Origin of the sequence: Algoriphagus sp., from assembly GCF_029254265.1 — a bacterium.
In the GTDB taxonomy this organism is placed as follows: domain Bacteria; phylum Bacteroidota; class Bacteroidia; order Cytophagales; family Cyclobacteriaceae; genus Algoriphagus.
The window spans coordinates 1-11,559 of sequence record NZ_JAQWXX010000055.1; the positions used below are offsets into that span (position 1 = coordinate 1).

8 protein-coding genes are annotated in these 11,559 nt (G+C 40.1%); 1 reads left to right on the plus strand and 7 read right to left on the minus strand.

The window, feature by feature from the left end; genetic code table 11:
* Positions 1 to 352: 352 nt before the first annotated feature.
* Genes P8O16_RS08705 through P8O16_RS08715 form a run of 3 tightly spaced genes read right to left on the minus strand, consistent with a single transcriptional unit; the run spans position 353 to position 3,410 of the window.
* The gene (locus P8O16_RS08705; protein ID WP_300313407.1) at positions 353 to 1,045 is read right to left on the minus strand and encodes an ABC transporter ATP-binding protein; all 693 of its coding nucleotides are present in this window, start codon (positions 1,043 to 1,045) and stop codon (positions 353 to 355) included.
* On the minus strand, positions 1,042 to 2,298 hold the full coding sequence (locus P8O16_RS08710; RefSeq protein WP_300313409.1) for an FtsX-like permease family protein: 1,257 nt from the start codon (positions 2,296 to 2,298) through the stop codon (positions 1,042 to 1,044). Before P8O16_RS08710 ends, P8O16_RS08705 begins: the two co-directional genes overlap by 4 nt.
* Positions 2,295 to 3,410: an efflux RND transporter periplasmic adaptor subunit gene (locus P8O16_RS08715; protein WP_300313412.1), complete on the minus strand. Its 1,116-nt coding sequence runs from the start codon at positions 3,408 to 3,410 to the stop codon at positions 2,295 to 2,297. The genes P8O16_RS08710 and P8O16_RS08715 overlap by 4 nt, the downstream gene beginning before the upstream one ends.
* Before the next feature lie 139 nt (positions 3,411 to 3,549).
* On the opposite strand from P8O16_RS08715, the gene P8O16_RS08720 reads away from it, so the two are divergent.
* Positions 3,550 to 4,398 (plus strand): alpha/beta hydrolase, encoded by an 849-nt coding sequence (locus P8O16_RS08720; RefSeq protein WP_300313414.1) that lies wholly within the window; start codon positions 3,550 to 3,552, stop codon positions 4,396 to 4,398.
* A gap of 84 nt (positions 4,399 to 4,482) precedes the next feature.
* Here the strand turns inward: P8O16_RS08720 and priA are convergent, their stop codons facing one another.
* The 4 genes from priA to P8O16_RS08740 are packed head-to-tail and all read right to left on the minus strand — an operon-like array spanning position 4,483 to position 10,860.
* Positions 4,483 to 7,002, minus strand: a complete 2,520-nt coding sequence (gene priA, locus P8O16_RS08725; RefSeq protein WP_300313415.1) for a primosomal protein N' — start codon at positions 7,000 to 7,002, stop codon at positions 4,483 to 4,485.
* A 5-nt stretch (positions 7,003 to 7,007) separates the two neighbouring features.
* Complete coding sequence (locus P8O16_RS08730; RefSeq protein ID WP_300313417.1) at positions 7,008 to 9,035, minus strand: thioredoxin domain-containing protein; 2,028 nt, start codon at positions 9,033 to 9,035, stop codon at positions 7,008 to 7,010.
* 41 nt (positions 9,036 to 9,076) lie between these two features.
* Positions 9,077 to 10,057 (minus strand): GSCFA domain-containing protein, encoded by a 981-nt coding sequence (locus tag P8O16_RS08735; protein WP_300313419.1) that lies wholly within the window; start codon positions 10,055 to 10,057, stop codon positions 9,077 to 9,079.
* A gap of 47 nt (positions 10,058 to 10,104) precedes the next feature.
* Positions 10,105 to 10,860, minus strand: a complete 756-nt coding sequence (locus tag P8O16_RS08740; protein ID WP_300313421.1) for a DUF1835 domain-containing protein — start codon at positions 10,858 to 10,860, stop codon at positions 10,105 to 10,107.
* Positions 10,861 to 11,559 lie beyond the last annotated feature (699 nt).

Consider the following 11,559-nt stretch of genomic DNA (forward strand, 5'->3'; position numbering starts at 1 on the left):
TTGGATAGATTGGACTTCCCATCCATCCTCTAAATTGAGCAGGGTTGTGAAAAAATTCTCCGTAAACATCTTTTTGCTTAAAGATAACTATTCCATTAAATTCGTGGTAGAACCAAAAAAATAAAGTATAAACCTTTTAACCACTTTTATCTTAAAAAACTGGTTCCTGCCTTCTACTAATTGCTCCCTACCTTTTGCAAACTGCAAACTGCTCTCTAACTACTGCTTTGAGCCTCCTAATCGACTTCTGCTTTCTGCCAACTGTAACAATGCTCCCTGCTTACTGAGAACTGTCAACTATCAACTGTAATACTGCTCACTGCCATCTGCCCACTGCCGCCTGTAATACTGCCTACTGCCCACTAATCACTCTACCATCCTCCATCTCAATAATCCGGTCTGTGCCTTCGGCGAATTCTGGATCGTGAGTTACGATCAAGATGGTTTGGTGAAATTCAGCAGTTAATTCTTTAAAAATATTGAAAACGATATCCGCGTTTTTTTTATCCAGATTCCCGGTGGGTTCGTCGCCCATGATCAGAAGTGGATCATTTATTAGCGCTCTGGCAATTGCTACACGTTGTTTTTGCCCTCCCGAAAGTTGATTTGCTTTTTTCAGCGCATGATCTTGCATGTCAAAGATTTTCAACTTTTCCATAGCTTGATGTTCCAGTTCTTCCCGTGAATATTTCCCCAGCTTAAGCCCGGGAATCAGGACGTTTTCTAGAGCGGAGAATTCATTTAACAAATAGTGAAACTGAAAAACGAAGCCGATTTTCTCATTTCGAAGTCTGGAAAGGTAATTTGAGTGTTTACCATTGATCACTTGTTCATCAATTAACAGCTCTCCTTTGTAATCTGTATCCATAGTAGAGAGAATGTAAAGCAAAGTGGATTTACCGCAACCACTTTTGCCTACTACCGATACAAATTCCCCCCGATTTATAGTGAAACTCACTTTTTTCAAAACTTGAGTTTCGACAGGATTGTAGAAAAACTTATCGATGTTTTTAGCTTCCAGTACGGGTTGGTTTGTCTTCGTCATTTCCCTCTGATTATATCTACAGGATCTACGCTACTAGCTTTTCTCGCAGGAAAAAAACCTGCTAAATAGGTCGTCACCAAGCTAAAAATACCACCAATGAAGTAGTATTTGGAACTGAAATCAATTGGGTAAGTTTTTACGGTAGGCAAAGCGTCTGTTTCAAATGGTATTCGTTCGATGCCGAGGCAGCTCAGGTAGCCGAATAGCAAACCCAAAGTGCCGCCAATAAACCCAATGGACAAGGCAATCGTGATAAAAATTCGTTTTACATCTTGAGAATTAAATCCAATTGCTTTTAAAATCGCAATGGTATCTAATTTTTCATAGATCATCATATTGAGGATATTATAAATCCCGAAGCCAGAGACTACCAATAGAGTAATTCCAACCGCATAGCTGATCAAAGTTCGAATGCTCGACCCAGTTTCAAATTGTGCATTTACTGTTTGGATATCGTCTGCTTCAATTTCAAAAATCTCTCGATACTCATTTGCAAAAGCTGGGGCCTGATTGAAATCATGAAGTTTCACCTGAATATCTGTAAGGTAAGATGCTGGTTCGCCCATCATTTTTTGGACGGTATTGATGGAAGCAAAACTATTTGCATTATCAAAATCAGCCAGGCCTGACTGATAATAACCGACCACTTTAAGTTGAGCCTTATTTCCCTGAGCAGTGGTGATTTGGATTACATCTCCAATATCTGCTAGCATTCGATCTGCAGCTCCTTTCCCCAAGATTATGCTGTTGGTTTGCAATAGATCTTCAGGATTTCCCACGGTGACGTAATCCTGAAATGCGAATAAATCTATTTCTTTTTCAGGATCTATTCCATTTACAACTCCGGTAAGATCGATCGAACCTACATTGTAGAAAACCTGAGCGGCAATTTTCGCACTTACCCCACGTACTCTCGGGTCAGCGTTTAGGGTTTTGAGAATTGGCTCAGAATTGTAAATCGCCAACCTTGAATTGCTCGGCTTAATAGAGCGAATCACATTTACGCCTTTCCCAAACTCAGGGGATAAATCGATGGGCTGGTTTGGGTTTGGTTTGATCTGATTGTAAAAGCGAATATGGGGTGTTCTGTTGAGGACGAGTCCATCCAATAGTGTGTTTAGACCATTCATGAATCCCAGCAGTGCTACAAACATGGTGATGCTGAACGTGACTCCCACAGCCGCCACCAGCGTTTGTTTGATTCGAGCGAACATGAGCGCTCTGGCTAATTCTAAAATTAGCGACCACTTCATAAGCCTGGCTTTAAGATTTTGGTCGACGTATCGAGACCTTTTAGAATTTCGGCAGACTGGTAGTTTTTTATTCCAACTTCCACCTTAATGGAGTCACCATTTTCATTTAGGACAAACTGGTCATCGATCAGAAAAGATCTAGGGATAATTATGGTTTGGGCTTTTTCTGAAAGCACAATATTGGCTTCTAAGGTGAGATTGGGATAAAGTTGCGGAGGGGCTTTTGTGAATTTGGCTTCTATGGTAAAGCTTTTCGTATTACTATCCATGATCGGATAGATCCTTGTGACTTCCGCAGTAAAAGTTTCTCCCTTATAACTATCCATAGAAACTACCACTGGTTGACCAATTTTGACTTTTGCGATATCGTATTCGTCGACTTGAAGCTCAAGAAGAAATTCATCAGCACTTCCTAAAACTGCCAAGGCAACCTGTGGAGTGACCATTTCCCCTTTTTCTTTGGGAAGTGAGTAGACCTTTCCGTTTATTTTACTTTTCAGTACATATTCGCTTTCCAAAACCCGACTAATCGCTAAACTTTTGCCAGCCGTTTTTTCATTGAATTGGATTTCTTTTTTGAGATCCTCATAGCGAAGCAAAGCTGTTTCGTAGGTTGTTTTAGAATTTTGAAAAGTGAGTTGTCTTTGTTCCAGCTCTACCTCCGTGCCTATATTTTGTTTCCAAAGATTTTGCTGTCTATGGTACAAAAGGGAATCGTTCAGCATTTTACTTTTTGCAAAATCTATCGCTAGTTGAAGGTCTCTGAGCTTACTTTGATTAGTCTGGAGATCAGCATAGGCTCTTGCGATTTCTGCATTTTCACGGCTTAATTTTTCCCGCTCAGAGTAAACTGCCAGAATAGGAGTGCCTTCCTGAACCAAGTCGCCTTCCTGAACAAAAATTTCCTGGATTGGGCCTGAAGCACTGGTGAAAGCTTCGTATTGATTTACCGCTTTGATTTGGCCAGAAGCATATACTGACTCTGAGATTGCTCCCATGGTAGGGGATGTCGTATTGTCATCTTCCTCCCCACAAGAAAATAATATCAGGAAAGGAAAGCTGAGTAGGTAGTAGAAAAAGCGGAAGGAATATGGACTGTATTCGTATTTCATGATTAAGCTTTGTACAAATTAGTCATTCTGCCAGATAAAATTCGATGACAAATATCATATTGCGGTTTGTTAGAGGAAATTGATTTCCAAAACTTGAAACAATTGACCGACTTTATATTTCTATTGCAAACTTATTTGAATGAAAGTTAAAATATTTACCCTTTTTATCATCCTTGGCCTTAGTAGTTGTGCTTTTCAGCCCATTCATCGCACCAAGAATATCACGTATCTAGAAGCGGATTCGGAACAAAATTTACCTGAGAAACAACTTAATGTTTTCTATCAGAAAAAAGGAAAGGATCTTCCAGTTATGATTTTTATCCATGGTGGAAGTTGGAACAAAGGGCGAAAAGAGATTTATGATTTTATGGGAAGTCGAATGGCGAGAAGGGATGTAATCACGGTTATTATTGACTATCCTCTTGCTCCAGCATACCAACTTCCGCCAATGGAGCTCGCATCGGTAAGAGCTGTAAAGTGGGTCTATGAAAATATCGAAAATTATGGCGGGGATAAGGATAAAATCTTCATTTCCGGTCATTCCGCGGGGGGACATTTGGCGGCTTTGGCAGCAATCAAAAAAGAGCCATATGAAAAACTTGGTTTTGCCAACCCATTAAAAGGAGCAATACTCAACGATCCAGCGGGACTAGATTGGTATTGGTTTCTCAATGAGCGAAAGGGAGAGCCTGATGGGAAGGATAATTATGATGCTTTTACAGATGATCCAGCGGTATGGAAGGAATATTCCCCTATTTACTTTATCGATGGGAAGGAAATCCCAATACTTATTATGGAGGGTGAGGAAACTTACCCAGGTATCAGATTGACGATTGATCGTTTTAGAAAGCGTGCAGAAGAAACTCAGACTGAACTGGATTATTCACTTTACAAAAAGACCAAACACATTCCGATGGTCACCCAGTTTTTCTGGACTTGGAGCAAAGGATATGATGATGTATTGAATTTTATTGAGGCAGAGAAGTAAGAGCTTTTGTATTCTGATCTAGGATTTCTGTCAAATTAGCTTTAGGAATGAAATCAAGTCTTCGTAAAGTTTAACTCTCAAGTTTTAGGAAGGGTCCACATCCACTATAAACCTTACAGATCTGAATTCAGGTCTGGCGTTCAATTCCTCAAAAATCATAGATAGATTCTCCTTGAAGACAGATTGGGAGTTGCCAGATTTATCAAGTTTGATCAAGCTTTCGAATTGGTATTGATTTTTAATTCTCGCAATAATTCCTTTTTCTGGGCCCAGGACGATCTTTTTCACTGCGATTTCTGACATTCCGTGGTGGAGGTGAAGGGCGGCTTTTTCAGCTATTTTGAAGTCTGCATGTCTGGTAGTAATCTTGATTAGCTTGACATAGGGAGGATAGTAAAAGTTTTTCCGATCCATCATTTCCTGTCGGAAAAATTCCTTGTAATCCCCCTTGATCACTTGATTGTAAAGTTCGGTTTCTGGATTTCGGGTTTGAATGATCACCTGCCCTTGCTTTTCTCTTCTTCCAGCCCGGCCTGCTACTTGGGTGATTTGTTGATAGGCTCTTTCTCCAGCTCGGAAATCAGGAAAATTCAAAATTCGATCTCCATCCCATATTCCAACTACCGTCACTCTTCCAAAATCCAAGCCTTTGGTAATCATTTGTGTGCCTACCAAGATATCCAGATTTCCAGCGCCGAACTCATCCAAAAGTCGCTGATAACCATATTTATTTCGAGTTGTATCCAAGTCCATTCTTCCCATTCTTGCCTCTGGAAAAAGTAATCCTAAAGTCTCTTCTATTCGTTCTGTTCCCATTCCCATTGTGGTGAGTTGGGTGCTTCCACAGGCAGGGCAAGAGCTGGGTACTTTCTCCTTGTAGCCGCAATAATGACATCGGAGTTCTTCAGAATATTGATGGTATGTAAGACTGACGTCGCATTGTACGCATTGACCTGTCCATCCACAATCTTCACATTGTATATAGGGTGAATAGCCTCGGCGATTTTGGAAAATCAATACTTGCTCTTGATTATCCAATGCTTCTTGAATCCGTTCACGCATCATCCGCGTCGAGTCAAGTTTCAGAAGATTTTTTCGCTTATCCGCTGCCAGATCTGCTAAATGATAATTTGGCATACTGGCATCCCCAAAGCGGTGCGTCAATTCTACGTAGCCATATTTCCCTTGCTGGGCATTGAAAAATGATTCGAAAGATGGCGTAGCGGAACCCAGAAGTGTTTTGGCCTGATGAAAATAAGCAAGCATAATAGCCGCATCTCTAGCTTGAAACCTAGGCGCCGGATCAAACTGCTTGAAACTTGACTCATGCTCCTCATCGATGATTATCAATCCCAAACTATCGAATGGTAGAAAAATGGAAGATCTGACTCCGACCACAAACGAAAACCTTCCACTTAATACGCCATTCCAAACCTCGACACGTTCGTTATCTGAATATTTGGAATGATAAACTCCCATCTGACTGCCAAATACTTTTTTCAGTCGGCTGACGATTTGTGTGGTCAAAGCAATCTCAGGTAAAAGCAAAAGGACCTGAGAACCGCTGCCCAGAACTTCCTGAATCAGTTGGATATAAATTTCAGTTTTTCCGGATCCAGTTACCCCATGCAAAAGCACCGTCTGCTTTTCTTCAAATTGGGATTTCAGGTCAGCGAATGCTGCCTCCTGAGAAGTTGAAAGTTTGGCAGCTTCTTTTTCTGGTTCCTCTTCAGCAATTCTATTGACTACTACTTTGAAGGATTCGAAAATTCCATTTTTGATCAGTGTTTTCAAAGAAGATTCAGAATCGCCTTCTTCCAAAATAGTCGTCTTATCTACCCCTTTTTCATTGAGGTGAAGTTTTTGGAATACCGGTACATCCCGGAGATATTTCATCAGGATTGATTCCTGTTTTGGCTTTGATGCGAGGATGGTGAATACTTCTTCCAGCGCAGTTTTGCTTTCAGCAATTTCCTTTACCAGCCGAATTCTAGTCTCGACTTTAGGAGTGTATTTTTCTTGTACTTTTTCAAATATCAAGATGGCCTCTTTGGTGACTAGGCTCTTAAGAATCGGGTGAATCGTTTTTACCCCTAGTATTTTTTCGCAGTCTTCGTAGCTAAGTTCGGTGGTGGACTCTAGTGCTTCTAAGATTTTCTCCTCCCTTTCATCCAGTGGATAATTGCTGGTTTCCCGATCAAAATTCGGATTCAGCTGTACCTTACTTTCGCTACTGAGTCTCAAGCCTGAAGGCAGTGCCGCATGCATTACTTCACCGATATGGCAACAGTAATATTCTGCCATCCAAACCCAAAACCGAATCTGAAGTGGGTTTACGCTAGGTTGAACATCTAAAACTTCTAATATTGGCTTGGCTTCATAGGCCTGAGGAGCTTTGTTGTGTACTTTTCCGATGATTCCTGTCAGTACTTTTTTCTTCCCAAACTGTACAATCACCCGAGAACCAAGATTGATCTCCGGTTTTAAGGATTTGGGAATTTTATAAGTAAACATCCTTGGGATCGGCACCGGCAAGATGATGTCAGCGAAATTATTTCCGCTTTCGGCAGGGTATAAATCTTGATCTCCAAAAAGGCTTTCCAATGGTTTTAGGCTAAATAAGGAAGTTGTGAAATTGCATCTTCGATGCTGCTGACCGGTCGCCGGCAAGCATGATCGAAGCAAACATAAATTAAGGCATTTCCATCCGAATCTGCTGTTTTTCCCGAAAGTATCGGGGCAGTTTCTGTCAATTCTTCCGAATATGCGATTACAGAATTTGGAACATAGCTTTTTTGAAACTCTAAAGCTTGTGCTTCGGCACCCTTCCCTAAGATGGCTATTTCAGCAGTTGGAATGAGCATCTCCAGAAACAGCGATGCCCAATTGGAAAGGAATCCGGGATCTTTTAAAATGAGATCTTTCATCCCACCAAGCATTTTGGAGGAGACTTCCTGATACTTGTTTTCATAAGTAAATAGAGAAAGTCGGTGGAGATTTCTTGCCATGACCGAGTTGGAAGCAGGGATGACGTTGTCAAATAATTCCTTTTTGTTCGCAATAAGTTTTTCCGCTTTCGGATTATTGAAAAAGAAGAAACCATCCGATTCATCGTAAAACTCCTTTAAGCAGAAATCTGTGAGTTGCTGTGCGAAATCTAGCCAATGGGAATCCCCGCTTGCTTCAAAGGCCATCAAACTAGCCCGAACAACATTTGCATAGTCCTCCAGAAAACCCGGAGTATAAGCTTCACCATTTTTATAGGAGCGATGCAAAACGCCATCGAGATAAAGCTTTTCTTCCAAAAACTTCAGGTTATTCAAAGCTAGGTCTAGCATTCGTTTTTCACCTGTAGCAAAAAAGGCCTGAATCAATCCGGCGGACATGAGCCCGTTCCAACCGCTGAGAATCTTGTCATCTTTTCCGGGGAAAATCCGACGATTTCGAACTTCAATTAGTTTGAATTTGACCTGGTTAAGTTTGTCGATTAGTTCCGGTTCTGAGAATCCAAATTCCGAAGCGATTTCAGCGTAAGATTTGGTTTGGAAAAGAATATTAACACCATCTTCCCAGTTTCCGCCTGATTTCAGGTTATAAAGTTTACTCAGCCAAGGCAGTTCATCTGGAAGGATTCTGGCGAGCTCTTTATAAGTCCAGGTATAAAATTTTCCTTCGACCCCTTCCGAATCAGCATCCTGAGCAGAATGAAAGCCTCCCTCTTCTTGGAGCATTTCTGTTTCCAGCCAGGCAATAGTTTCAGTTACTTTTTCCAGAAAGAATTTTTCGCCGCTGGTTTGATAGGCTTTTGCATAGAGTTCGAGCAGTTGACCATTATCATATAGCATCTTTTCAAAATGGGGAGCAAACCATTCTCCATCGACGGAATATCTTGCGAAACCTCCCCGAATTTGATCGTAGATTCCCCCCATACCAATTTTCCGAAGGGTAAAAAAGACTTTATCCTGAATATCTTTATTTCGCGAAAGCAATCCATAATCCAACGCAAAAGACCAGATGGCTGGCATGGGGAATTTTGGGATTCGATTCATTCCTCCCCATTCGGGATCAAACTGAGCGCTGAGTTTTGCCATCACCTCGGCAAGTTCATCAGGATCTAATTCTTGATTTCCAGCGGTAATTCCATACTTCTCAGTCTCTTTTTTATTCAGGGAGTTTCCGAATCCTTCTGCGCTTTCTGCAAGTTGATCTTCATGCTTTGAAAAGGCATCAGCAATGTTTGCGAGCAAATTTTTCCATTGGGCATTTGGGAAATAGGTGCCTCCGTAAAATGGTTTTTGATTGGGCATCAGAAACACATTCAATGGCCAGCCTCCTTGTAGTCCCATCGCCTGTACTGCATCCATGTAAATATTGTCGATATCCGGACGCTCTTCACGGTCTATTTTGATACAGACAAAACTTTCATTCATCAGGTCTGCGGTGAGTTCATCTTCGAAGCTTTCGCGCTCCATCACGTGGCACCAATGGCAAGCGGAATACCCAATTGAAACAAGAATTGGTTTATTCTCCACCTCAGATTTTTTAAGCGCTTCAGGTCCCCAAGGATACCAGTCCACGGGATTGTGTGCATGCTGGAGAAGGTATGGGCTTTGGGAAGAAATGAGTCTGTTGGACATGATTGATTGGAATATTTTAAAATTGAAATATTAAAAAATTGCTAAACTAGGAAGTCTAATTGTTTTTGGACTTGAATTATTTCCTTTGAAAAATCAAATTCGGAGTTCAATCGTTCCAGTTTTTGAATAAGTTTTTCAAGGAATTTGTGATGGGAATCACTTTTGGGATTCAGCGGGCGATGCGCAAGTTCTAAATTCACTTTTCGGATTTCTTCCGTTTTGATAATTGTGTCTGAATCGAAATGAGAGGTTTGCCACTTTTGCCAAATGTAGTTTTCGGCTTCCTCATTCGGATGAATCAGATCTGATTTATAGAATCTATAATCTCGCAATTCATCCATCATGATCTCATAGGCAGGAAAATAGCTGACTGACGAAAATCGCCTTTCCAGATTCGCACAAAGTACCCGAAGCTGGCTTTTGCTAAGTTGGTTTTCTGAAATCCCATCTTTGATATGACGTACTGGGCTGACCGTAAGGATAACTTTGAGATTTGGGTTTAGTGTGGAGAAATTATCAAAAAGGAGTAAAAGCCTTGATTCCATTTCTTCTAGAGTCAATAGTCTCTTATTGAAGAGTTTTCCGGGCTGTTTGTGGCAGTTTGCCACTGTTTTAAATCCTTCCAAGTCATAAACCCACGCACTACCCAAGGTTAAAACAAGGTGTGTCCCTTGTTCTAAATGGACTTTTGTCTCTTCACGTTTTGCCTGAAGCTTTCCTAATAATTCTGTTTTGGTTTTCCCCCAGAGGTCAGAATGGGCATAATAATGAAAGTAAAGTCCATCCCGCTCACAGATGAGCGATTCTTCGAATTGATTTTCATAAAAGGCCGATTTCAGTAAGATTTCCAGAGATATCGGATTGAAGATGGTACCAAAAGGATTGACCAAACAATCAAATTTGGCATCTATCATTTTTTGACCAATCGTCTGTGCAAAGCAAGAACCTAAGCTGAGAATTTTGCTTTGATGGCTGATTGGAAAAGGGTAATTAGGAATTGGGAAATCGATAGACCATTTCATCCCCGAAAATAAGAATTGAAAAGGGAAATTGCGGTCTTGCCCAAATACTAATTGTCCGAATTCTCCTTTTGTACTTCTTCCCAAAGTCTTCTAGTGATCAGATCTCCGTAACCATAAATTGGGAGGCGCCGGTGAAATTCTCTGAATATGTATTTGAATTCATCGGTTTCTAATTTTTCAGCAATGGCTTTTAACTCGGCTTTGGGTTTGCCAGGATAATCTCCCTTTGGAATGGATTCTTCCCAAGCTTGAATCGCAGGTGTCAAAAATGGGAGTTCGGTTTCCAAAGTCCAGGCAAGACGCTTAGCTTCTTCTGATTTATTCTTTTGGAATAAAACCCATAGCCGGCTCAGAATGCTTCTTTCATTTTTGCTCAAGACCCGCGGATTCCGATAGGCTTCTAAGAGTTCATCTTCATTTAAGTCAGCAAATCCATTCTCCAAGGTCATTTCAGGTAAAACCAAAGCTACTTCTCCTTTATGATCATTAAGGAGGAAAATGGAGTACCAAAGATTCACCTGGCAAAAGAGATCAGCTTCAAACCAACAGTAAACCTTGCCAGAATCTGAGCAGGTCATGATTTTTTCCAGTTCCTCTGAGACATGTGGGACGTAAGGTTTCTCTTGAGCTCCAGGATAAGTTTTAGCTAAATACTCACTTCTGCCTAGGATTAATCCCTCAAATGAGTCAAAATCAACAGGGCCATCTACAAGGCATTCCCTGAAAACAATTTTTTTTCCTGGGATAGCGCTTGGGAATTTAGCCAAAAGGGCATCTCCATTTAAAATATGCGTGTTTTCCATTTGGTTTTCTTTTTTTGATACGACAGTCTTTAATTTAAAAGAATAAATTTATTTATGGTCAGATTTGCCCTAATTTTCTGGTTTTTCTTTGAAAGGAGATTTGTTTCTCGAATCATCTTTCTAAGGGTAATCTATTCGAAATCAATGAATTATCTGAATTCTTTCTGCATATTTCAGAAATCAAGTTGTTTACAAATTCGACTTAGGAATGATTTTTAGCTGAAAATTTAGTCTCTGTTACTGATTTTTTGAAATAAAATAAAAGTACTATAGTGATAAGATTTACAAAATTAAATATTGACTTACATTAATTATATGTTTATAAAATATGTTTTATGTCTATAAAATGAAATAATATACCGATAATATTATATGTTAATTGGTAAATAAAAAGGATTAGCGGGTGTTTAAATTGTGTTTTAGGGCTTTTATTTGCGAAGTAGTATTTTATTTTTCGCTAATCAGTGAAGTTAAAATAGAATCAATTATTAGTTCGATTTCAGGCAAAATTTAATTTTGTTCGATTTAGAACATTTTTTATACGCTTAATCTAATTAAAGGGTATTCTTCCCGGTTAAATTATTTTTTATGTATATCCGCAAAGATGCCAGTAGCCAAATAAGTTAGAAGTGACAGCCAGTGACAATCGCTTTCTTGCGATCTTAACGGGTACTAAATTAGGTCAAAATAAACGGTTTT

Coding starts and splice junctions, on each gene's coding strand:
- P8O16_RS08715 (WP_300313412.1), bottom strand. CDS start 3,410: ATGAAATACGAATACAGTCCATATTCCTTCCGCTTTTTCTACTACCTA.
- P8O16_RS08730 (WP_300313417.1), bottom strand. CDS start 9,035: ATGTCCAACAGACTCATTTCTTCCCAAAGCCCATACCTTCTCCAGCAT.
- P8O16_RS08720 (WP_300313414.1), top strand. CDS start 3,550: ATGAAAGTTAAAATATTTACCCTTTTTATCATCCTTGGCCTTAGTAGT.
- P8O16_RS08735 (WP_300313419.1), bottom strand. CDS start 10,057: ATGAAATGGTCTATCGATTTCCCAATTCCTAATTACCCTTTTCCAATC.
- P8O16_RS08710 (WP_300313409.1), bottom strand. CDS start 2,298: ATGAAGTGGTCGCTAATTTTAGAATTAGCCAGAGCGCTCATGTTCGCT.
- P8O16_RS08740 (WP_300313421.1), bottom strand. CDS start 10,860: ATGGAAAACACGCATATTTTAAATGGAGATGCCCTTTTGGCTAAATTC.
- P8O16_RS08705 (WP_300313407.1), bottom strand. CDS start 1,045: ATGACGAAGACAAACCAACCCGTACTGGAAGCTAAAAACATCGATAAG.